Source organism: Tardiphaga sp. OK245 (genome assembly GCF_900108575.1).
In the GTDB taxonomy this organism is placed as follows: domain Bacteria; phylum Pseudomonadota; class Alphaproteobacteria; order Rhizobiales; family Xanthobacteraceae; genus Tardiphaga; species Tardiphaga robiniae.
Window position 1 is genome coordinate 364,661 of record NZ_FNWZ01000003.1, and the last position, 22,807, is coordinate 387,467.

The 22,807-nt window shown below is 58.1% G+C and carries 21 protein-coding genes; 13 read left to right on the top strand and 8 right to left on the bottom strand.

Features of this window, described 5'->3' with window-relative positions:
* Positions 1 to 32: 32 nt before the first annotated feature.
* The gene (gene ppk2, locus BLW80_RS14330; protein WP_093758478.1) at positions 33 to 833 is read right to left on the bottom strand and encodes a polyphosphate kinase 2; all 801 of its coding nucleotides are present in this window, start codon (positions 831 to 833) and stop codon (positions 33 to 35) included.
* Positions 834 to 869: 36 nt separating this feature from the next.
* Complete coding sequence (locus BLW80_RS14335) at positions 870 to 1,325, bottom strand: hypothetical protein (protein WP_093758479.1); 456 nt, start codon at positions 1,323 to 1,325, stop codon at positions 870 to 872.
* 154 nt (positions 1,326 to 1,479) lie between these two features.
* On the opposite strand from BLW80_RS14335, the gene BLW80_RS14340 reads away from it, so the two are divergent.
* From BLW80_RS14340 to BLW80_RS14380, 9 genes are all read left to right on the top strand, one after another.
* Complete coding sequence (locus tag BLW80_RS14340; protein ID WP_093758480.1) at positions 1,480 to 1,923, top strand: hypothetical protein; 444 nt, start codon at positions 1,480 to 1,482, stop codon at positions 1,921 to 1,923.
* Entirely contained in the window at positions 1,916 to 3,148 is a 1,233-nt protein-coding gene (locus BLW80_RS14345; RefSeq protein ID WP_093758481.1) for an HlyD family secretion protein, read from the top strand. Before BLW80_RS14340 ends, BLW80_RS14345 begins: the two co-directional genes overlap by 8 nt.
* Positions 3,149 to 3,159: 11 nt before the next feature.
* Positions 3,160 to 3,579, top strand: coding sequence for a hypothetical protein (locus BLW80_RS14350; RefSeq protein WP_093758482.1), 420 nt, complete (start codon positions 3,160 to 3,162; stop codon positions 3,577 to 3,579).
* An 87-nt stretch (positions 3,580 to 3,666) separates the two neighbouring features.
* Complete coding sequence (locus BLW80_RS14355; RefSeq protein ID WP_093758483.1) at positions 3,667 to 4,467, top strand: DUF2092 domain-containing protein; 801 nt, start codon at positions 3,667 to 3,669, stop codon at positions 4,465 to 4,467.
* Positions 4,468 to 4,505: 38 nt separating this feature from the next.
* Positions 4,506 to 4,745: a hypothetical protein gene (locus BLW80_RS30770; protein ID WP_244528234.1), complete on the top strand. Its 240-nt coding sequence runs from the start codon at positions 4,506 to 4,508 to the stop codon at positions 4,743 to 4,745.
* Positions 4,746 to 4,841: 96 nt separating this feature from the next.
* On the top strand, positions 4,842 to 6,743 hold the full coding sequence (locus BLW80_RS14365) for a sensor histidine kinase (protein ID WP_093758485.1): 1,902 nt from the start codon (positions 4,842 to 4,844) through the stop codon (positions 6,741 to 6,743).
* 116 nt (positions 6,744 to 6,859) lie between these two features.
* A complete protein-coding gene (locus BLW80_RS14370) occupies positions 6,860 to 8,485 on the top strand; it encodes a DUF3300 domain-containing protein (protein ID WP_093759092.1) in 1,626 nt (541 codons plus the stop codon).
* A complete protein-coding gene (locus BLW80_RS14375) occupies positions 8,482 to 9,405 on the top strand; it encodes a DUF2950 domain-containing protein (protein WP_093758486.1) in 924 nt (307 codons plus the stop codon). The genes BLW80_RS14370 and BLW80_RS14375 overlap by 4 nt, the downstream gene beginning before the upstream one ends.
* A complete protein-coding gene (locus tag BLW80_RS14380) occupies positions 9,389 to 9,859 on the top strand; it encodes a hypothetical protein (protein WP_093758487.1) in 471 nt (156 codons plus the stop codon). The genes BLW80_RS14375 and BLW80_RS14380 overlap by 17 nt, the downstream gene beginning before the upstream one ends.
* A 485-nt stretch (positions 9,860 to 10,344) precedes the next feature.
* On the opposite strand, the gene BLW80_RS14385 is transcribed toward BLW80_RS14380, so the two are convergent.
* The 5 genes from BLW80_RS14385 to pflB all read right to left on the bottom strand — a co-directional run bounded on the left by BLW80_RS14385 (position 10,345) and on the right by pflB (position 16,962).
* Positions 10,345 to 11,205: a DUF4344 domain-containing metallopeptidase gene (locus tag BLW80_RS14385; protein WP_244528235.1), complete on the bottom strand. Its 861-nt coding sequence runs from the start codon at positions 11,203 to 11,205 to the stop codon at positions 10,345 to 10,347.
* Positions 11,206 to 11,310: 105 nt separating this feature from the next.
* Positions 11,311 to 12,180 carry a formate/nitrite transporter family protein gene (locus BLW80_RS14390; protein ID WP_093758488.1) on the bottom strand — a complete coding sequence of 290 codons (870 nt, stop codon included), beginning with the start codon at positions 12,178 to 12,180 and terminating at the stop codon, positions 11,311 to 11,313.
* A gap of 30 nt (positions 12,181 to 12,210) precedes the next feature.
* Positions 12,211 to 13,815 (bottom strand): aspartate:alanine exchanger family transporter, encoded by a 1,605-nt coding sequence (locus tag BLW80_RS14395; RefSeq protein WP_093758489.1) that lies wholly within the window; start codon positions 13,813 to 13,815, stop codon positions 12,211 to 12,213.
* A gap of 36 nt (positions 13,816 to 13,851) precedes the next feature.
* Positions 13,852 to 14,679: a pyruvate formate-lyase-activating protein gene (pflA, locus tag BLW80_RS14400; protein ID WP_093758490.1), complete on the bottom strand. Its 828-nt coding sequence runs from the start codon at positions 14,677 to 14,679 to the stop codon at positions 13,852 to 13,854.
* A 12-nt stretch (positions 14,680 to 14,691) separates the two neighbouring features.
* Positions 14,692 to 16,962, bottom strand: coding sequence for a formate C-acetyltransferase (pflB, locus tag BLW80_RS14405; RefSeq protein WP_093758491.1), 2,271 nt, complete (start codon positions 16,960 to 16,962; stop codon positions 14,692 to 14,694).
* 292 nt (positions 16,963 to 17,254) lie between these two features.
* On the opposite strand from pflB, the gene BLW80_RS30295 reads away from it, so the two are divergent.
* Together BLW80_RS30295 and BLW80_RS14410 are read left to right on the top strand one after the other, a co-directional pair.
* Positions 17,255 to 17,428 carry a hypothetical protein gene (locus BLW80_RS30295; RefSeq protein WP_170849664.1) on the top strand — a complete coding sequence of 58 codons (174 nt, stop codon included), beginning with the start codon at positions 17,255 to 17,257 and terminating at the stop codon, positions 17,426 to 17,428.
* Between the two features lie 49 nt (positions 17,429 to 17,477).
* Positions 17,478 to 18,161, top strand: a complete 684-nt coding sequence (locus BLW80_RS14410) for a hypothetical protein (RefSeq protein ID WP_093758492.1) — start codon at positions 17,478 to 17,480, stop codon at positions 18,159 to 18,161.
* 483 nt (positions 18,162 to 18,644) lie between these two features.
* Here the strand turns inward: BLW80_RS14410 and BLW80_RS14420 are convergent, their stop codons facing one another.
* Positions 18,645 to 18,959, bottom strand: a complete 315-nt coding sequence (locus BLW80_RS14420) for an HdeA/HdeB family chaperone (RefSeq protein ID WP_093758494.1) — start codon at positions 18,957 to 18,959, stop codon at positions 18,645 to 18,647.
* Between the two features lie 214 nt (positions 18,960 to 19,173).
* Here BLW80_RS14420 and BLW80_RS14425 point away from each other — a divergent pair, with 214 nt between their 5' ends.
* Positions 19,174 to 20,505 (top strand): TAXI family TRAP transporter solute-binding subunit, encoded by a 1,332-nt coding sequence (locus BLW80_RS14425; protein ID WP_093758495.1) that lies wholly within the window; start codon positions 19,174 to 19,176, stop codon positions 20,503 to 20,505.
* Between the two features lie 377 nt (positions 20,506 to 20,882).
* The gene (locus BLW80_RS14430; RefSeq protein ID WP_093758496.1) at positions 20,883 to 22,805 is read left to right on the top strand and encodes an HWE histidine kinase domain-containing protein; all 1,923 of its coding nucleotides are present in this window, start codon (positions 20,883 to 20,885) and stop codon (positions 22,803 to 22,805) included.
* Positions 22,806 to 22,807 lie beyond the last annotated feature (2 nt).

Genomic DNA, 22,807 nt, shown 5'->3' on the forward strand with positions numbered 1-22,807 from the left:
AACGGGGCCGCGCACGCGCGGCCTCGTTTCTTTCAGTAACGATTTTCGACGAACTTCATCCGACGGAGGCTGACCTGATCGTTGTAGCGGCCCTTGTTGGAACGCTTCGACAGCCTAATCTTCTTTCGCGCAATCTTCTTGTATGGGATCGTCTTGAGGATATGCGATATGATGTTGAGCCGAGCCCGCCGCTTGTCGTCGGAGCGGACCAATCGCCATGGCGCATGCCTTGTATCGGTCGCCTTGAACATCATGTCGCGCGCTCGGGAATAGTCATACCAGCGCCCAAATGACTCGGTGTCCATCGGGCTTAACTTCCATTGACGGAGAGGATCCTCGATGCGTGCCTTGAAGCGCAGCTCCTGCTCCTTCATGCCGACCTCAAGCCACAGCTTGATCAGGATGATGCCAGCATCCACCGCGAATTTCTCGACCAGCGGGCACAATTCCAGGAAACGTTTGTGTTCAGCCGGGCTGCAGAAGCCCATGACATATTCGACGCCAGCGCGGTTGTACCAGCTGCGGTCGAAGATCACGATCTCACCGCTTGCCGGGAACTGCTCGATGTAGCGTTGAAGGAATAATTGAGACTTTTGGCGGTCAGACGGTGTGGGCAGGGCGCAGACGCGGAAAACCCGCGGGCTAACCTTCTCCGTGAGGGCCTTGATGGCGCCGCCCTTGCCAGCGGCATCGCGTCCCTCGAATAGAACGATGACCTTCAGACTTTTGACCTTAACCCATTCCTGCAAATGGCAGAGTTCGACCTGGAGCTTTCCTAGCTCCTTCTCGTAGTCCTTGCGCTTCAATCGCTCCTTTGGCACGTCAGGTGACATCTCACAGCTCCAACAAGAATCCGATGCGAACCACGCTCAATCTCCCCAAGAAATTGTGATGGCAATGTCGCCGGGTATGCCTCCCGGATAATCGATGGTCTGGTAGCCTATGCGATAGCCGCGTGGCCGCAGATAATCGCTCCAGAGCTGGAAGATCTCGCTTGGAATTCCCGTTAGCGTTTTCTCCCACCCCTTTTCTTGTTGATTGATCGCGCGACCCTTGTCGGTGCACAGCGAGTTGGGAAAGCGATAGACCTGAACTTCCGTCAAGCCATTTCGCACCGCCCTCTGGATTACGGTCGACGCAAGCTGGACCTTTTCGGCTTCGCTCTTGCCGGAAGGTTGGCTGAGCCGTTCGATCAGCGCGCGCTTCTCAGCCTCAGCCGCTGCAGCGAGGCGTGCATACTGTTCCGCCGCCTCGGCTTCCTTCAGGGCGGCCTCCTTGCGGATCTGCGTGGCGTTAGGGATGAGATCGTCGATGCTGCGGGACATGATTGATGGCTCCTGGTCGTTGTCGGCGCTGCCACAGGGTGATGTAGGCCCGATCGAGTTTTATTGATCCAAATCAAGCAAACCGCGCCGTGAGGAGGCACGGTGCAGCGCATAGCTGCGGAGCGCCCCGGGGCGTCCGGAAGGGAGAGAGGACTTGAGCGAACAGTTGCACCCCGCGGCCCCTCATCACCTGCCATTCTTCGTGCCCGGTGCCGATGGAGCGGATACACTGATGGTGGTGATGGGCGTTTTTCTCGTAGCGACGCTGCTATGGGCGGGTACGATATACTGGAGACTGCACAGCCTGCCTGAGCGCATGGCGCACAAAACGCAGAAACTACAGATGGAGATTGTTGCAGTCCTCGGTCTGATCTCGCTGTTCACTCACAGTCATATTTTTTGGATCGCGGGCTTGTTGCTCGCCATGATTGACCTGCCGGATTTTGGTACGCCGATGCGCAGCATCGCGGAGTCTGTGGAGCGCATTGCGAATGCGACGCCGGGTGCGCTTCCCGCTGACGTCGTGGTTAAATCTGAAACTGACGCCAAGCCCGATATTCAGCCCTCGATGAGGCAAGGGGTGCACGACCATGCTTGAACTCATGATCTGTTCGCTGGTTACCATCCTTCCTGATTATCTCTACCGCCGCTATCGGCAAGGAAAGCGGTTCGGCAAAGAGATCACGTTCTTCTCTGTCTGGTATGAGCTGAGGTGGGGAATCACCGGCTGCCTGATGCTGACGATCGGGTTGATCACGATGATCTTCTATTTTCATCCGTCCACAACGTCGGCGGCCATCTACTTCCGGACGGTACCAATTCTCCCCGAAGGCTCGGGCCGTGTGGCGGAGGTGAATGTCGGATTCACTGCTGATGTTAAAAAGGGCGACGTTCTATTTCGGCTGGATAGTTCGAAGCAGGACGCGGCACTGGAGACCGCCAAGCGAAAGATCGCCGAAGTGGAGGCATCTCTCATCTCGGCGCGCACCGACATTGCCAAGGCGGACGCCCAGATCGGTGAAGCGAGAGCGTCACACCAGCAGGCCAAGGATGAGCTGGAGGTCAAGACCGAACTGCAACGCCGAAATCCGGGGATCGTGCCGCAACGCGATATTGAGAAGCTGCAGGTGCTGGTCGATCAACGACAGGCCGGTATCGATGTCGCGACTGCTGCGAGAGAATCTTCGCTACTGCGTGTTTCGACGCTCTTGCCGGCCGAGAGGGCGAGCGCTGAGGCCGCGCAGGCGCAAGCGCAGGTGGATGTCGACAAGACCTATGTGCGTGCAGGCGTCGATGGCCGTGTCGAGCAATTTCTCGTTCGCACAGGCGACGTCGTCAATCAACTAATGCGACCAGCCGGAGTGTTGATACCCGACGGAGCGGGCAGGCGCAGCGTGCAGGCCGGCTTCGGCCAGATCGAGGCTCAGGTCATGAAGCCTGGCATGGTCGCGGAAGCCACCTGCATCTCGAAGCCGTGGACCATCATTCCGTTAGTCGTCACAAGTGTGCAGGATTTCATCGCAGCAGGGCAGTTCCGGACTGGAGAGCTGCTGATTGATCCGCAGAACTTGCAAAGACCCGGTTCGATTCTCGTCTTCCTGGAGCCGCTTTACAAAGGCGGCCTGGAGGGGGTCACGCCAGGCAGCGCCTGCATCGTTAATGCCTACACCAGCAATCATGACATAATTTCCGATCCAAAAACTGGCGCGTTGAAGGGGGTTGCCCTGCATGCGGTAGATGCGACCGGACTCGTGCATGCATTGCTGCTGCGAATCCAGGCGCTGCTGTTGCCAATCAAGACACTGGTTCTGAGCGGTCATTGAGAGGAAAGAATATGGCCATACTGCAGAGACTTGTCGTTGCTGTCGTGATTTTTGCTTCCTCAGTAGTGTTGTCACCGCGAAGCGCAAAGGCAATCGAGCTTGCTGGTGCATGGGCGACAAGCGCGGACCAATGCAACAAAGTGTTCACGCGCAAGGGTCGTGCGAAACAGATCGCGTTCACGAATTTCTCCGGCGTATACGGCGGCGGTTTCATCGCTGAAGCAGATCGTCTGAGGGGAAAACACGAGATCTGCAAGATCAAGTCGAAGAAGGAAAGCAATGAAACGATCAACCTGATCGCGGCTTGCGCCTCGAGCATTATGCTTTCACACGTCCAGTTCATCCTCAACGTGGTCGATGAAAATACGATCTCTCGAGAGTTTCCGGGAATGGTGGATATGAAAGTGTCCTACCATCGTTGCGATATATAGCGGATTAGCATCCGACGGTGCGATTGCCTGGATCACAGAAAGTGCCGCGCGGGGTGGCTGGATAGAGTTGACCAATGGAGTTACGCCATGAATGAGAGAAAGTCAGCGAGTAACAAGCCCAATAACCTAGTAAATGTGGCGCTGGTCGCTGCTGTCGCATTTGCGGCGCAGCCGGCGAGGGCGGACGATCCGGCGAAGTTGCTCAAGGCGATGGCCGACTACACGGCCGCGCAAAAGTCGATCTCCGCAACGTTCGAAAGTGATATCGAGGTCGTGACTCCCGAGCTGGAGAAGATCCAGTTTGCGAGTTCCGGAAGAATGCAGCTCTCGCGACCGGACAAGCTTCGGATCAGCCGAACGGGAGGCTATACCGACGTCGACTTTATCTACGACGGAAAGACTGCGTCGATCTATGGCAACAATGCCAAGGCATATGTGCAGGCCGACCTTGTAGGATCGATCGATCAGCTTGTCGATCTGATCCAAGCGAAATCGGGTGCTGCGATGCCGGGCACGGACTTGCTGCTCACAAATACCTATGACGTGTTGATGTCCAATGTCGTCCAGGCCCAACACATCGGGCAAGGTATGATCGATGGCGTCGAATGCGAACATCTTGCGTTCCGTGGCGCGGATATCGATTGGCAAATCTGGATCGAGAGTGGAGCGCGGCCTGTTCCTCGAAAATATGTGATCACCAGCAAGACAGTAACCGGGGCACCGCAATACACGCTCAGGATCAGGGACTGGAAGAATGACGCCGTCGTTGAAGCCGACACATTTGTATTCAAGCCACCGACCGGTGCGACAAAGGTCGATCTCGATTCCGGCGCAATGGCAGAGTTCGACGAAATTCCCCCCGGCACGCCATCAGGAGCAAAAAAATGAAATCAATGCGAAAAGTGCGCATGGTAGCGGTCGCGCTCATGTCTTTTGTAGCGGGATGGTGCTGGAGCGGCAGTGACGTCACAATACATGGGGTGTTCTCCGTCGCTGAAGCGAGGGTTGGGCGGCCGCTGACACCGATGAGCTATGCCGGGGTTGCGCGCCGGACCACCCGCCGAGCCGTTGCAGTGGGGGCTGCGGCCGGCGCCGCGGGCGCCTATTATGGCTCGTCATGCAGGCAGGTCGTGGATGCCTACGGGCGGGTCACGACGGTCTGTTGACGTCAGCGCTGCCTAGCCGGGCTGTTGCGGAAATGCGCACACGCTGACACTGTGTCGTAGCGACTGTTCGCGAGTCTCCGACGGTTGGGGAAGAGGATGAACCGCTGCATCCCCGTTGCTGTCATGGATCGGTTGCGCCTAGTCGTGGGTCTCTGCGTCTGTGCGCTGCTCTGGACGTCCGTCCCGGTCGACATCGCCGGAGCTACTGAACGTAGTGATGTGAAGCGCGTGCTGCTTCTTCACTCGTTTGGTCGGGAATTTCGACCCTGGAGCGAGCATGCAAGGAGCATTAAGGCTACGCTCGAGCGGCTATCGCCGTGGCCGCTGGACATCCAGGAACATGCGCTACTCACAGCGAGGTTCAATAACCCGGGTCCGGAAGCGCCGTTCGTCGACTATTTGAACTCGCTCTACCATGGCCGTCCACCCGATATCGTGCTGAGCATCGGGGCGCCAGCGGCAAGGTTCGTTCAGAAGTATCGCGAGGAGCTTTTTCCTGAGACGCCAATGATTTTGACGGTGGTAGAGCAGCGGCTGGTGAACCGCGTGGACCTCACAGACAATGACACCGTCATTTCGGTCCGCAATAATTTTCTGGCCGCGTTCAAGAATGTTCTTCAGGTCATGCCGGAGACTCAGACGATCGCCGTTGTGATCGGTGCCTCAGCGTTAGAGAAATTTTGGCTTGAGGAGCTAAAAAGGGAACTGAAGCCGTTAGAGAACCGCGTTGCCTTGGTCTATTATGCCGATCTTCCGTTCACGGAAATTCTTAAGAGAGCGTCTGCGCTTCCGCCGCACACCGTCCTGTTCTGGGGCTTGATGTCTGTCGACGCTGCCGGTGTCAGCCATGAAGGCGACCTTGCCTTGCGTAGCCTTCATGCCGTCGCCAATGCGCCGATCTTCTCCTACCAGGAAGCCTTTTTCGATCCAGAAACGGTCGGCGGCCCGATGCATTCGATCGCCGAAACCAGCGAGCAGACTGTCAACGCTGCGATTCGAATCCTTGGTGGCGAGAAACCGGGGAACATCAAAGTCGAGCCGATTGAATTCTCTGCTCCGAAATTCGACTGGCGGCAAATGCGGCGCTGGGGCATCAACCAGAGTAATCTGCCGCCAGGCAGCGAGGTCCTGTTTCGTGAGCCCGATGTTTGGGAGCAGTATCGCTGGCCGATTCTGCTGATTGCAGCCGTGATTCTGATCCAAGCGGGGTTGATCAGCGGCTTGTTGCACGAACGTCGCCGGCGGCGTCTTGCTGAGGTCGAGTCCCGGCAGCGGCTGGCGGAACTTGCGCACGTCAACCGCTATTCAGCTGCCGGAGAGTTGACGACCTCTATTGCGCATGAGTTGAGCCAGCCACTTGGCTCCATTCTCACAAACACAGAGACAGCAGATCTGTTGCTGAAGGGCACCTCTCCAGATCTCGCCGAAGTTAGGGAAATCCTTGCCGACATCAGGCGTGACGATCAACGGGCCAGCGAAGTGATCCGCCGACTTCGCAGCGTACTGAAGAAAACACCGTTCGAGGTCCGGGACATCGATTTGAACAATACGGTGCGGGAGGCGATCGGGCTTGTAGAAGCAGTGACTGATCGACGCGGCATTGCGCTAAGGTTCGCTGCCGCTTCGGGCGATTTGTACGTCAAGGGCGATCCGGTTCAGCTGCAACAGGTCATTCTCAACCTGATCATTAATGCAATGGACGCAATCTCCGATGCCGACGATAAAGAGCGCGAAGTCAACATATCGACGGCCCGGCTGAACGCGCACGCCGAAATCAAGATTAGCGACACCGGTCCAGGTATCGTGGTCGCGGATATCCGGTGCATCTTCAACCCATTCTTCACGACCAAGGCGCAAGGCTTGGGTATGGGACTCGCCATCGCCCGTACTATCGTAGAGGCGCACCGAGGGGAGATCTCTGCTGCAAATCAAGTATCAGGCGGCGCGCTGTTTGTGATCAAAATCCCACTCGCTCTCGCGCAGTCGTCCACCGCATGAAGTCAGAGATCCGCTAACGTCGCGGTCACTGGAAATTCGGCTTTCCTTGATCTTGATCAAAGGACCTTCCTCCCTTCCGTCGATGCTTGCTGCAGGGAACCCCGAAGGAGGGTGTGATGTTCTGCTGCCGCAAGATTCTGTTCGCGCTCGCACTGGTGACGGCGATCCCTGTCGCGGTCTCGGCCCAGACGGTTGATAAGGTAGCCGCTCCAGAAGTTCCGGCGAGCCAACCAATGCCGAGCGTCGAGCTGCTCAAGCCAGAGCAACTTGAGGCGCTGGTCGCACCCATTGCGCTTTATCCCGACGAACTGCTCGCGAATGTCCTGGCAGCATCGACCTACCCGCTTGAGGTAGTGCAGGCGGATCGTTGGGCCAAGGAACGCAAGTCGCTCAAGGGTGATGCGCTGAAGGAAGCGGTCGACAAGCAGGCGTGGGATGACAGCGTCAAGGCTCTGGTCAGCACTCCGGACGTCCTGGCGATGATGAGCGACAAGGTCGATTGGACAAAGAGCCTCGGCGATGCGGTGCTCGCGCAACAGCCGGATGTCATGGATGCGATCCAGCGGCTGCGGGCGAAAGCCTATGACAACAAAAAGCTCGTGACCACCAAGCAGCAAAAGGTCAGCGTTAAGACCCAGGAGAGCAAGCAGGTGGTCGTGATCGAACAGGCGGATCCCGCGGCGGTTTATGTACCGTATTACGATCCGGCAACGGTGTACGGGACCTGGCCCTATGCGGAATATCCACCGTATTACTTCGGGTACCCGTCCTATATCGGCGCGGGTGTTGTTGCTGCAGGTGTCGCCTTCGGCACCGCATGGGCAATCGGGCGTTGGGGCAACTACTGGGGCGGTGGCTTCAACTGGGGTAACCGCAACGTCTATGTCAACCATCGCACGACCAATGTTGGAAACGGTTGGCAGCACAATCCGGCGCACCGCCAGGGCGTGCGCTACAACAACGCCAGCGTTCAGCAGCGCTTCAGCAACAACAATCTCAAAGCGGGCGCCTCCAACCGGATGGATTTCCGTGGTCGCGACGGGCAGCAGGTGCTGCGTCCGAACCAGGGCGCTGGCGATCGCGCGGGAGATCGAGGCGGCGGTGGCGCCGGCACACGAGATCGGCCGGGAGGTGGAGATCGCGCCGGCGTCGCGGACCGGGCCAAAGGCGGCGCCGATCGCACGAAGGCTGGCAATCGCGCCAAAGGCGGCGGTGATCGTGCGAAGACTGCCAACCGCGGCGGGGCCGGCGCGGCCGGGCGTGGCGGTGGAAATCGTGGCGGCGCAATGAATGTGTCGTCCGGCCGCGCGGCGGCGGCAGCGTCTGCACGCGGGCGAGCCAGCATGGCGAGCATGCCGCGCGGCGGCGGCACAAGCTTCGCTGGTGCCCGCGGAGGCGGCGGCTTTCATGGCGGTGGCGGAGGTGGTTTCCGTGGCGGTGGTGGCGGCGGTTTCCGAGGCGGCGGCGGTGGGCGGCGGTCTGACATCGCTCTGAAGCATGGCGTTGTTCTGCTCGGCCATCTCGCCAACGGTCTCGGCTACTATCGCTTCAGCTATCTCGGCGGCCAGAAGGCCTATGTCGGCGTGATCGCGCAGGAAGTCGAAAACGTGGTGCCAGATGCCGTGAGGCGGGGCAGCGACGGCTACCTGCGGGTGAAGTATGAGGCGCTCGGTCTGACGTTCCGCACCTATCGCGATTGGCTTGCAAATGGCGCAAAAATCCCTTCGGAGGTGTCGCCATGATCGTTTGGACGTCAATCCATCGCGCTGCATCGACAACTGTGGCGGCTGTCGTGGCACTGGCTCTTATGGGCTCGGTGTCGGAAGCGCAGCAATCCTTTCCAACACCGGAGGCCGCTGCAGGGGCGCTCGCCGTCGCGGTCAAGGGTGGCGCTAGCGATATTCTAAAGGTCCTCGGCAAGGCAGCCGATGACATCGTGTCGTCCGGTGACGAGGTGGCCGACGCTGACACGCGTCTGCGCTTCACGTCCATGTATGACGCCAAGCATGCGATCAAGACGGAGGGCAACAAGAGAGCTACCTTGATGCTCGGCACGGACGACTTTCCGTTCCCGATTCCACTCATCAACACCAAGAAAGGTTGGGAGTTCGATACTGAAGAGGGCCGCATCGAGGTCCTGTATCGCCGGATCGGCCGTAACGAACTCGATGCGATTCAAACCAGTCTCGCCTATGTCGACGCCCAGAACGAATATGCCGAGAAGGATCGCGGCGAGGGCGCTGGCGTTTATGCACAGCGGATTGTATCGACGCCGGGCAAGAAGGACGGGCTGTTTTGGCGTGATGATGGCGATCCGAGCCCGATGGGTGCGTTGGTCGCAGAAGCTTCAACTGAAGGCTACCAGGTCGGTGAAAAGCCGCAGCCGTATCACGGCTACTACTTCCGCATACTGAAAGGACAGGGGGCCAATGCTCCCGGCGGCGCGCTGATCTATTTGATGAAAGGCAAGATGATCGGCGGCTATGGACTAATCGCCTGGCCTGCCGAATACGGAAATTCCGGCGTCAAGACGTTCGTGGTCAATCATGGCGGGACGGTTTACGAAAAGGATCTCGGACCGCAGACCGACCGGATCGTGAAGCGCATGTCCTTGTTCGATCCGGACCAGACCTGGAAGAAAGTCGATGCAGAAAAGCCCTGAGCACAGGTGGTCTGCGCTGCGTCTGTTCGCAATGCACATGACGGCGGTTGTACTGCTCACATTGACCGTTCCGGTGACGCCTTCCCGGGCTCAGGCATCCGGCTATGTTCGGGTGAAGTTGGTCAAGGCGGGACTGATCCTGGGAGCCGGCGGGGGAAATGGCATCGTGACATATCGCGGCCGCGACTATCCATTCAGAGTATCCGGCCTGAGTCTCGGCTTTGCAGCGGGAGTGTCCGTCATTCGACTGACAGGATGGGCCTCGGGCATAAGGCAGATCAGGGACTTTGCCGGCACCTATAGCTCTGTTGGGGGCGGGGGCGCCTTCGTTGGCGGGATGGGCGGCGTTCAGCTAACGAATGGGCAGGGTATAAGGATTACCTTGCGCGGCCCCCGCGCGGGAGTGGAGCTTGCTGGAAATATCGGCCAGATCACGATTTCCCTGAAGGAGTGACAAGCGGATAGTCACGACCTAATCGGCGTGATTTCGTATGAGGTGCGCACTCAGCATGAATTTATCGAAAGCGCCTAGAAGACTTTATCCGTTCTTGGAGTCGTTCGCAGAAATTGGCTGGGGACTAGTGCTGTCACGTAGACTGTCCCCTATTCGCGGCAACGCCTTGATCTGCCGACAGTGCCTCTGCGTGTTCCCATTTCTGCTGTTCGCGCCATCGGCTGTCACTGCTCTTCCGCTTACTTCGTTTCGCTATGAGACGCAGGCGCGGGAGCATTGCCATGAAGATACTGTTGCTTGGCTCGATTATCGCAGGGGGGTCTATTACCTCAAGCGGCAGAAAAAGTACGGGCGAGGCATGACGGGAAGTTTCGGTTGCGAGAAAGAAGCTCGGGGTAGTGGTTTTCGACGATCGCTTCTTGGGAGACGGTGAACGCCGATTCGCCGGGACGACCGACTACAGCGGGACGAGTATAAAATCTATCCTACTGGCGATTCAGACGCGTGCGGCGGGCGCTGACGGTTCTCGTCCAAACCTCATGAAATTTCCTGGCTGAAATCTTGTCGATATGCGGACCGATCAAGGCCGTCATAGCGAATGTGAGATCGTCGTAGTCGATCTCGCAGGTTTCGGCTCGCTGCTTGGGCAGGATGTCGTTCGCGACGATATCGGCAAACAGCTTCTTGTCCGCGCCGTAAGCGATACACAAAACATTGAAAGCTCGCTGGGCCGGCATAGAATGCTCGTCCGAGAACTTATCGCGAGAGGACAGGGGCTCCGGTTCCGGAAGCTCCTTTGCGCGAAGATAGGCTGCGCCGAGGATCATTCTGCGGGCCTCGGCTTTGCTGAGCCGGAGCATGACGTAAGCGGAGAACTGATCTGCCGCATCCTCCTCCCGGCCGAGGACAGGGATTTGCAGCATGTCGAAAACAGCATGGCCGGTCTCGTGTAGGAAAACATCGAACGCTGGACCGAGAATTGTGTCGGCTTTGGAGACCCCAGCAGGGAGATCGCGCGTCGTCGCGTTCTTCAGAATCTCTGCCAGCAGTTCGTAGCACAACGTGACGACTTCATTTCCGTACCAGGCATCGGGAACGCCGTCGCAACTCGCGACTTTGAGTGTGAGTGGATGGGGAAGGCGGAGAGGGCTCAGCAATTGCTGGAGGAGCTCAAGGGCTCGGCCTTGCTTGATCTGATCGTAGATCGCTTGGTGCGACGGATCTGTTGGCCGAACATACTTATATCGAATCTGGTCAGGCTTGGCTCGCGGCGCAGCATCTGCACTGCCGATGGCGGCCATGGCGCCGAGGAGTATTGCGGTCACTGCGGCAAGCGTTCGGCTCAACAAGCCGCTCCGCGTCTCATCCGAGGCGGTCGTCCGATAGGATTGCCGATGGTTGGGCTGAGGCGACATGTTGGTAGGCCGATTCGATTTTGGAAATTTCGCCTGCTATTTCTGATCTCGATCTGATGCGCCGAACGCGGCGCGGTAGATTGCCCAGTAGGCCGCACCGACAAAACCGGCGCCGCCTACGATATTGCCGAGCGTTACCGGCAATAGATTGTGAAACATCCCCGAAATGGTGATGGATGAGGCATCAAAATTCGGTGGCACATGGCCCGTCTGGACCAGCAGCCATGCCAGGGGGAGGAAGTACATGTTAGCAACACAGTGCTCGAACCCTGCTGCTATGAAAGCCGACACAGGCAGGATGACTGCAACGATCTTGTCGGTGACGGAACGACCGGCGTAAGCAAGCCAAACGGCCGCGCAAACGAGCACGTTGCAAAGAATGCCTTTGAAGAACAGTGTCATCATATCAGGCCGAATCTTTCCGGCGGCCGTATTCAGGATCGAAAGGCCGACGCGGCCATCATTCATGTCCGGGTGATGTGAGAGCAAGACCAGCATAACCAGGCCAAGTGATCCGAGGATATTTCCGAAATAGACGATAGCCCAGTTGCGGATCATCGCTGCCGTAGAGACCTTACCGCTCGCCCAGGCCATGACGATCAAGTTGTTGCCTGTGAACAGCTCAGCGCCTCCAACTAGAACAAGCACCAGTCCAAGGGAAAACACTAACCCTCCGACGACGCGCACAGTGGCGAAGCTGAGATCTGCGTCACTGGCAATGATCGTATAGTAAAGGGCGCCGAAGCCGACGCTGCCGCCTCCGATGACGGCGAGCATGAAGGAGGCCAGAAATGGCAAGGTGGCCTTCTTTATCCCGACCTTCTCGACAGCCTCCTTGATCTCGGCGGGGCTGTAAGCCTGCAGATTGAAGATAGGTGGCTGCGGCGCGGGTGCTCGATCAGACATCTCTGTGGTCCTCGCCGGCAGTTGTCCGCGTTACTGCCCGCCCGTGCTGCCTGTCGCCATAAGTCCGACGATTTGCGCTGCAATGACCTTCACAAGCGTCATGGACGGAAAGATCATGGCGTAACCGATGTCCGGGCGTTCGGTGGGCGCCATCTTCGTTGAGTAGACCAGGATGGCGGGATTTCCCGTTGCCCCTGATGCCACGCCGACCAGATCGTCGTATGGAATTTTCATAATGTAGTGACCGACAATGAGCACGATGAACACCGTCGTCAGAAGTATGGCGACGCCGATGAACAGCATTGTGAACCCCGATTCCGCTACAGTGCGGACAAATGGCTGTCCGGAATTTACCCCAACGGTCGCGAGAAAAATCGCGAGACCAAAGTTCCGAAGAACGATATTCGCGGGCAAAGGCATGGTCCACAGCATAGGTCCGGTGCGGCGGAGCTTGCCAAGAATGAGAGCCACGATCAGCGGACCGCCGCCGATTCCGAGCGTTACAATACCCACGCCCGGAATTGGTATGGGAATTAGACCGAGAAGGACGCCCATCACCATACCGAGACCAAGCGAAACATAGCTGAAATCCGCGGTCGCTTTGATTGAGTCACCAAAGTGTTTGCGGATGTCTTCTTTCTTGTCAGGCGGCGTCAGGACTCCGACACGGTCGCCAAACTCCAGCATGAGGTCGGGGGACGGAACGAGGTCGGCATCGTAGCGCCGCACGTGCAAGATATGCGCTGGCACGCCGGGCGGCATCGGCAGCTTGGAAAGTGGTACGCCCACCGTGCTGGCCTTTCCAACGAAGACCCGGATGTAATCGAGGTCGGCGCGGTCGCTCGCGAGCCGGCCCGGTTCGAGTCGGCCAAGACGTTCAGCCGCCAGTGCGATTTCCTCTTTGCGATCGGCGACGACGAGCAGCGCGTCTCCCGCATTCAGAATGGTGCCGTCGGTCGGAACGACGTTGCGGCCGTTCTGGCGGACCATCGTGATCTGCAGCTCGGCGAGAGAGTCAGCGGCGAGGTCTCCAAGCGTCACACCGGAAAAGTTCTCGCCGATAGTGATTTCGCCCATATGAAAATGCTTGGCCTTGGCCGGGAACTTGGGCTTAACGAGCCTGGTCATGAAATAGATGCAGAGAATTGGACCGATGACGCCAAACGGATATGCGATTGAGTATCCGATCGACGGGTCCTTGTTCTTCATGACGTCGAGCGCGGCCTGTAGTGATGCTGTGCTTGTCATCGATCCCGCATAAAGCCCAAGGGTATGACCAATTTTGATGTTAAATATGTGCCCCAGCCCGAGCGCTACGGCCAAGCCGGTCAGGCACGCAACGAGGGCGAGCAGATTGTATTTCTGCCCAACTCCACTCATGCCTTCGAAAAACTGACGGCCGTAGAGGATGCCGATCCCGTAGAGGAACATGATCAGACCGGTCAGTCCGATCGGACCAATGATCTGGGCTTTTGGCGCAAAGGCTCCGATCCCGAGGCCGACAAAAAGAACGGCTCCGACGCCCATGGAAAATCCGGCGATGCTGATCTGGCCGACGAGGTAGCCTAATCCAATCGCCAGAAAAGCCGTCAAGATTGGCTGGCTGCCGATGATGTCGCGCGCAAAATCCAACATGTGTCTTACTCCCAAATCTGCCGAACAATTGTTTGATCAGCGTGCTTGACATCCCGCAGCACGGAACTGTCCGAGCACCCGGTTCACCAGATCCGGACTGGGCGGTAGCGTGTCAGCAAGTTTGTATTCGAGACCCATCGCTTTCCACTTGAACGCGCCCATCTGGTGGAAAGGTTGCACTTCCACCCATTCGACATTCTTCATCGGCGCGACAAATCGCGCGATGCCATCGACATTCGCCGGATCGTCATTCTCGCCGGGAACGAGGGTGAAGCGGACCCAGACCGGCTTCGACATCGACGCCAAGCGCTCGGCAAAACGAAGCGTTGGCGCGATGTCGCGGCCGGTAGTTCGACGATATGTTTCGGGATCCGAACTCTTGATGTCGAGAAGAACGAGGTCGATCTCGGACAGATAGGTATCGTCCGCGTGATCGCCGAGGAAGCCGGAGGTCTGCACAGCCGTGTGCAGGCCCATCTTCTTGGCGCCGGCAAATATTTGCTGGGTAAACGCGCGCTGTACCATCGGCTCGCCACCCGAGATGGTTAGTCCGCCGCCAAGTGCCCGAAGGGAGGGCGCGAAATCGGCAAGGCGGCGGAGCACGTGGGCGGCCGAGACGTAGGTGCCGTCCTTAAGGTGCCAAGTGTCCGGATTGTGACAATAGGTGCATCGCAGAAGGCAGCCCGAGACGAACAGCACGGTGCGCAAGCCGGGCCCGTCGTAGCGAGAGGACGTCTCATAAGAATGGCAGTATCCGAACGTGCCTTCCTGGTCCTTGAATTTGTCTTCATCGGGCGCGTCGGGTGAAATCCCGACCCGGAGGTCATGACGACTTCCCGGCTCCAGTGTCTGCACCGTTGACATGGTGCACCTCGCTCAGATCTGGCCGTGGAAGGTGCGGCTGATCACGTCGCGTTGCTGCTCTGGCGTCAGTCGGACAAAATTCACGGCATAACCCGAGACCCGGATCGTAAGTTGCGGATACTTGTCGGGGTTTTTCATCGCGTCCTCGAGCGTCTCCCTGTCGATGACGTTTAGGTTCATATGGAAGCCGCCTCGATCGAAGTACACGTCGAATGCCTTGACTGCTTCATCCACGAGTTGGTCTTCCGACAGATGAGCCTTCTGGGGAGCGACCGAAACTGTGTAGCTGATGCCGTCCTGCGCATCCTTGTAGGGTAGCTTTGCGACCGAGAGGCAGGACGCGAGCCAACCGTGGCTATCGCGTCCATGCATTGGGTTCGCGCCAGGTCCGAACGGCTCTCCTTTCCGCCGTCCGTCCGGGGTGTTTCCGGTGGCTTTGCCGTAGACGACGTTGGACGTAATCGTGAGCACGCTCTGGGTGTGTGTCGCGTTCCGGTAGGTCGGATGCTTACGGATTTTCTCCATGAAACGCGTGACGAGGCTAGAGGCGATCTGATCGACCCGGTCGTCGTTGTTACCGAACTGCGGCGTCGACTTGTTACCCTCGTTCTGGTAGTCAACCACAAGTCCCGTCGCGTCTCGCACGACGCGTACTTTCCCGTACTTCATAGCGCTGAGACTGTCGGCAACCACCGAGAGGCCTGCTATGCCGAACGCCATCGTCCGCAGGATGTCGCGGTCGTGAAGCGCCATCTCCAGACGCTCATAGAAGTACTTGTCGTGCATATAGTGGATGCAGTTCATAGCGTGGACGTAGATCTTGGCGAGCCACTCCATCGTCGTATCGAACTTGCCCATCACATCGTCGTAGTCGAGGAAATCACCCGCAACGGGCTGCGACTGAGGCGCGACCTGCTCGCCAGATACTTCGTCTCGGCCGCCGTTGATGGCATAGAGCAGTGCTTTCGCCAGATTGACCCGCGCTCCAAAGAATTGCATCTGCTTTCCGAGGCGCATTGCCGAAACACAGCAGGCAATGCCGTAATCATCCCCCCAGAAAGGTCGCATCAAATCGTCATTCTCGTACTGAAGTGATGAGGTGTCCTTGCTGACTCTCACGCAGTATCGCTTGAAGGGCGCGGGCATCTTGGTCGACCAGAGCACCGTAATATTCGGCTCGGGCGCCGGACCGAGATTGTAGAGCGTGTGCAGCATCCGGTAGCTGCTTCGGGTCACCAGAGCCCGCCCGTCCAAATCCATGCCGCCAACGCATTCGGTCGCCCAGTAGGGGTCGCCGCTGAACAACGCATCGTAGTCAGGGGTACGGAGGAAGCGGACGATGCGGAGCTTCTGGACAAGCTGGTCCCAGAGCTCCTGGGCCCCGGTTTCGTCCAGAATGCCGCCTTTCAGGTCGCGCTCGATGAAGATATCGAGGAAGCTCGATATACGGCCGATCGACATCGCGGCGCCGTTTGCCTCCTTGATCGCGCCAAGATAGGCGAAATACGTCCACTGGAATGCTTCATGTGCATTCGCTGCTGGCTTGGATACGTCGCTCCCGTAGAGCTTCGCCATGGCAGCCAGATCGCCGAGCGCACGCATCTGCTCCGAGAGTTCTTCGCGCATCCGAATGATTTCGTCGGTCGGCCACATGTCGTCGATCTGGGCGCGTTCTGCCTGCTTGACCTCAAGGAGACGGTCGATCCCGTAAAGAGCCAAACGGCGATAATCACCAATGATGCGGCCGCGCCCGTAAGAGTCGGGCAGACCGGTAACGATCCCGGATCTCCGACAGTTCATGATCTCGGGCGTATAGGCGTCGAACACGCCATCATTGTGCGACTTACGATATCTCGTGAATGCCTCGTGCACGCGCGCGTCAGGTTCGAAGCCGGCAGCTTGCAAACCGTTCTCAACCATCCTCAGGCCGCCAAACGGGAAGATCGCTCGCTTGAAGGGCTCATCCGTCTGCAGGCCGACAATGACTTCGTTGTCGCGATCGATATAGCCAGCCTTGTGTGCCAGCATAGTGGAAGGAGAGGCCGCATCTACCGCAAGCACGCCCTTCTTTCTCTCATTCGAAAAGTAAGGCTGCAGTTTCGCCCATACCGCCTTTGTGCGCTGCGATGGAGCTGCCAGGAAAGTCTCGCTACCGGTATAAGGCGTAACGTTCCGGACAATAAAATCGCGCACATTGATCGAAGTCTGCCAGTCTCCTGGCCGGAACCCCTTCCAGCAATCTTTGGTGTCAGCTTCCTTCCTGAGAGCAGCACTTGCTTTCATGGTTTCCTCCGGTGCTTCCTCGGTTGCTGTGCCGATGGGGTGAATTTTGCGCGAGCAAGTGTCTCGGATGTTGGTCCAGCCGGGCTACCGATGCTTGATCTAGATCAAGCCAACGCTGAGCCAAGCGCAGTTGTGTCCACAGAGTTCTTGCCTCTCCGTCGACCCGCCCGAGCGGTCACTCAGTTTAGGGGGGCTGGTCTTGCAGCGATGCGGCGGGACCGCCTGATATGTGCTGCGAACTTGTAGGGGAGAAACGGCTCTTGGCGTTGTGTGAATTGAAAGAGGGTTCCGAATGGCTGAAACACCCAAACTCTCCGTAGAGAAAGCGTTGAGTAAACTGCGTGAGAACGATGCAAAATCGGATAGCGCAGTACGCGACGAAAAGAGCGATGCGCTGAATGAAGAGATAAAACGAATGAGAGCGCAGCGTCTGCGGCTAGGTCAGCAGCCGCCCAAGCGCGACTAGTGCGTGCGAGACAAAGACTTTCGATCTCTTCCTTCTCGGGAGCTTCGCTGTGATTCCGAGCGAGCCGCCTTTAACGGACGCCTATCTGAGAACGCCAAAGGCCGCGGCGTTTGCCGGGATCATATTCTCGGTCCTGTTGTTTGCAGTGTTTGGGCTCATGCGACTCTCAGTCCCCTCCGATCCTTTTGAACGGGGAGCTTGGCTTGCGGGAGACACCGGTTATGTCACGCTGGCCATGAACCTAGTGCCATTCGCCGGGATAGCTTTTCTATGGTTCGTGGGAGTTCTTCGCGATCGACTCGGGGCACGGGAAGATCGTTTTTTTGCTACTATCTTCTTAGGAAGCGGATTTCTGATGTTGGCCATGCTCTTCGCCGCGGCCGCGGTTGTTGGTGCGATCATCATCGCGTTCCGCGCGGCGCCCGATTTGCTCATTCACTTTGCGACGTTTCACTTCGGGCGCGGCTTAGCCTACGGGATGGTCAACATCTATTTGGCGAAGACGGCGGCCGTCTTCATGATCACGACATCGACTATTGCTATCTATACCCGTTTGACGCCGCGTTGGCTGGCGGTCGGCGGATATATCATCGCAGCTCTTCTTCTGCTTGGAAGCAACTACTTCGATGGAAGCTTGCTCGTTTTCCCACTGTGGGTCTTGGTAGTCGGCGCGTCGGTCTTGTACGACAGGCGGCCCGTTCCTAGTTCGGAGGCGCTGCCGCCGCAAAATTAAGGCGTATTGGGTTTATTGATGGTAGCACAGACGCAAGGTCATCATCGCTATCACATCATAGATGGAGCACGTCGATGTGGATTTTGATGTACGTCTTTTCCTACTCAGTTAGCCCTGCGGTGACAAACGACAGATCGGAATGGAGACTTCTTCCAACTGTCGTGTTTCAGGAGTTCTCCAACGAGGAACGATGCAAGAGGGCCAAGCTGATGCTTGAAGGCAGCTTAAAGGAGGCGGGAGCCAAGTTGAAAAGTGGGCTTGAAGACCTTAAGAGTGTCGGTAAGGCGGACCCTGCGCAGATCATCATTGCATTTAATGTGGAATGCCTTCCGAAATAGATTGTGCCGCCACGATATCGGTATCGTCTTACTCGACAGCCAATACCGGCGATGAATAGATGAGCTCCACGAAATCATGACGTGCCTAAGGCGGTCACTCGATTCTCACTTCTTGTCCGTGCTTAGGTGTCAGCAGCGATACTCTCTACCGCGGTCGTGGCATCTTGATGCCGAGCGCTCGTTCAACGCCGGACACCACCGTTGCGCTCGGGTTTGTCGAACAATAGTCTTTCACCACCTTAGCGGCCTGCGCGAATTGATAGAGGTCGATGGTGGTATTGCGAACGCTCGCATTGTAGTAGCCGCTCAGCCACATGGCGATGCCGGAGAAATCCTGGAAGCCGAGCTTGGCCAATTTGCTGCAGCTCATCTTGCTCATGTCGACGACCATCTTGTCTTCTGCAGCGGCTGGCGCAGCCAATAATGATATGATCGTGGTCGCAACCAGTAATTTATTCATGCAGCCCTCTGCGTCATTTCATTCGCGACCAAGCGGCCGCGTTGTGCCTCGGCGGCCAGATTCCGCTGGTTGCGGCTACCCGGACTTGATCTGAATCAATGGGCGGCCTGGTCAGGAGTCCATTAGTGTCGGTCATTTCCTGGCAGCAGGCTGACATTCCTCTTTTTACGGTCACAGAGCCGCAGCGGAGGAGTTTTTGTGCGAGACACGCAGCATGGACGCGATCAGGCTACCCATCTGGCTGCGGATCACTTTGGTCGCAGGCGCTGTCGTTCTGATGACGAGCGCCGGGCTATTTGCCTGGCACTTGCATGGCCGGCCTACAACCCTCTCCATCGCGGCGGGGTCACTGGATGGCGAGGCGAGCAGATTGGTCGCTGCATTGGCTAGCAAGCTGGCGCAGCAGAAGGCGCCGGTGCGGCTCAACATCGTTGAGGCAGCGGGCGCTGCCGAAGCGGCCGATGCCTTTTCTTCCGGCACGGTGGATCTAGCCGTGGTCAGGGGGGACGTTGGCGACCTCTCGCATGCGCAAGCGGTCGCCGTTGTGGCGCATACGGTGGCTCTGCTGGTAGCCCCGTCCGGCTCTCCTATTGCTGACATCGCAGGCCTGAAGCGCGCCAACGTCGGCGTGGTTGGCGGCGATATTAATCAGCGGCTCGTAAAGGTCTTGATCGACGAATATGACCTCACGCGATCAGGTGTCGTCTTCAAGAATATTGGGTTGGCTGACGCGCGACGCATGATCGACTCCAAGGAAGTGCGCGCGATACTGATCGTGATGCCACTTGCGGAAAAGTATCTGTCGCTTCTGCGCAGTCTGTTCCCGCAGGCCGGGAAATCCGGCCCAACACTGATCCCAATCGAATCGGCTCCGGCTATTGCCCAGAAGGAGCGGGCGTATGAGTCCTTCGACGTCCCAAAAGGTACGTTGCGAGGCGCTCCGCCCAATCCGGCGGAAGACGTCACGACGCTGCGGACCTCATTCTATCTGGTTGCCCAAAAGACGTTGAGCAGCGATCTCGTGGCAGACCTCACGGAATCCGTGATGAAAGCGCGGCGTGACTTATTGGCCGAATTGCCGATCATGGCTCAGGTCTCGGCGGCCGATACAGACGCGTCTGCCTATCTGCCGGCCCACCCGGGGGCGGCGGAATTCTACAACGGGACGCAGGTGAGTTTTTTGGACAAATGGGGCAACATAATCTTTTTGGTGCCTATGATCGTGGGCGCGCTCGCGTCCGTGTTCGCCGCATCCTGGAAATTCCTGTGGGCGAAGCCGCCGCTGACCCAAGAGGAAGCGCTGGATGTACTCTATGCACTCGGACGGCGTATCCGTGGCAGCAGCGATGAGGCCGAACTCGACGAAATCGAGCGCGAGATCGACGGCGTGCTTCAGACGCAACAATTAAAGCGCGCGTCGAGCGATGAGGAGGCCCGCGATGTTGTTGCGCTAAACGTGGCAGCCCATCGGCTGGAAAACCTGATCCATGATCGCAAGCTGTTGGTGGGGGCGCAGCGAACTGGCGCGTCTGGAGAACAGGCTTAATGCAAATCCGCCCGCGTTGCCCGAGCGCACGCCGCTCTCGAGGTTGCCTGCCATGTGCGGCGTACCGCTCGTAGCTTCGGTCGACCGAACGCAATCAGGAAAAATTGCTAGCAGGGCGAAAGGTAGTCGACTTCCATCGTTTCAAGAACATGAAAATGCGGGGGGCCTCGCTGGCATCACCTCAGCCAGACCCCGTGGATTTCGTGACTCCGGTTTCAGAATTCGGGAACGTCTCGGGCAGCGCCATAACTGCCGTCGGCCCGGTCGAGAATGATCCAGAACGAATGTCGCGACGTATTTGTAACTGGCGCTCTAGCTGGGGATTGCCTCCCATGCTTTGATGTTAGGGCAGGGATCGTTCCAAGACGGAGGCGCTTTTGACTGGCAATGGCGTGGGGCGGCTAGGGGCAGTTGATCCGACCCGGCAATGGGTCACCGCGATTGGCGTGACCGTGGCGGTTGGCTTCGCGTTTTTTCTAGCGGCGCGGCTCGGTCTTACTCTGCTGACAAAGCCTGATGGCGTGGCCGTGTTCTGGCCGGCTTCCGGTGTTGCCACCGGAGCCCTGATAGCGCTTGGTCCCCGTGCCAAATTGCCAGTTGCGATCGGGACGGCCGCGGCAACGATTGCAGCCAATATGTCAGGAGACAGAACCTTGGCAGGCTCTGTCATCTTCGCTCTGTGCAATGCCGGTGAGGCATTGCTTGCCGCTGGCCTTATTGAGCACAGATTTGGTTCGGGTTTCGCTCTCGACCGGTTGCGACATGTCCTCGAATTGCTCGCGGCAGCGGTTTTCGCGAGCGCTATCTCGGGGATCGGCGGGACCTTGGGGTTCAAATTATTCCAGGATTCGACAGCACCGATCTTGACCATTTGGGAGCACTGGTTCGCGTCAGCCTCGCTCGGCATCGTAACCTTTGCGCCGTTGCTGATCGGAACGGGCGCGGCCGTGCGCAATCCGCCGTCGGCAAACGAGGCTGTGGAAGGATCATTACTGCTCTTGGCAATAACTGTGCTGGGCGCCCTTGTAGTCTTTCCGCCGCACGGATCATGGGCGCATTTGGTGCCCATCGCGCTGCTGTTCCCGCTATTGCTGCTGCTGACGGCCCGTTGCCAACCGATGTTCGCCGCGGCAGCAGCATTCATCTTTGCGCTGACAATCGTGTGGACCATAGCCTTTGACATTGGATATTTCGGCACCCCTTATCTGCCGATAGACGAACGCGTCGTGGGCGCGCAAGCCGCCATCCTGACAACGTCGCTCTGCGCGCTGGTTCTTGCCTCTCTGTTCGCAGAGCGGCGTGAGCACGAGGCAGCGGTCAGCGAGGTTGCGGCCCGGTTGGAAGAGGCGTTGGAGGCCGGTGCGGTAATGGCCTTCGAATGGGACGCTCGCACCGGCTTGTCGCGTCACAGTGAAAACGCTGCGAACGTACTTGGCTGCGACCCACAAGTTCCGTTAACAACAATTCGCTTTTTCGCGCTGGTTCACCCTGATGACCGCGCTGCCTTCAAGTCGCAGGTGAAAAATGTCCGGCCGGACAAACCTTCGTATGCAATCACCTTTCGAGTGATGCACCCCGACGGTCGGGAAATGTGGCTTGAAGAAACGGCAACGGCCGAGTTCGACCAAGCCGGGGAATGTATATGCATCAGGGGCCTGACCCTCGATGTAACGGAACGCAAGCGAGCTGAGGAACACCAACGATTGCTGGTGGCAGAGCTTGATCACCGCGTCAAAAATGTGCTTGCGCGGGTCGGGGCGGTCGCCATGTGCACGAGACAGGGCAGCAGTACGATGGATGAATTTGTCCAATCCCTCGATCAGCGCATTCAAAGCATGGCAATTGCCCACGAGTTGCTAAGCCAGAATAAATGGGAGCGAGTTCGCGTCGCGGATATTGTCCGCCTCCAGTTGGCGCCCTATGCGACAAAAGCAAACACGACGACTTGCGGACCCGATATCGCGCTCAACGCCGTGGCAGTTGAGGCGCTGGGGATGGTGTTGCACGAGCTTGTGACGAATGCGTCCAAATATGGCGCACTGTCGATCCCGGAAGGCCGGGTGTCCGTAAGCTGGGCCTCCCGCAGTAATGGAGGCGCCGCCAAACTTTTGAACATCGCGTGGCGCGAGACAGGGGGGCCACCGATAGAGGCTCCGCCTCCGCAAGGATACGGAACAAGCCTCATTTGCAGTCTCATCCCGCATGAGCTCGGTGGTACGGTCAACCTTGCATTTTCGTCCGAGGGTGTATCCTGTACAATCGAGATACCGCTCAAAACAGGCATAGCCGATGTCACGTGAAA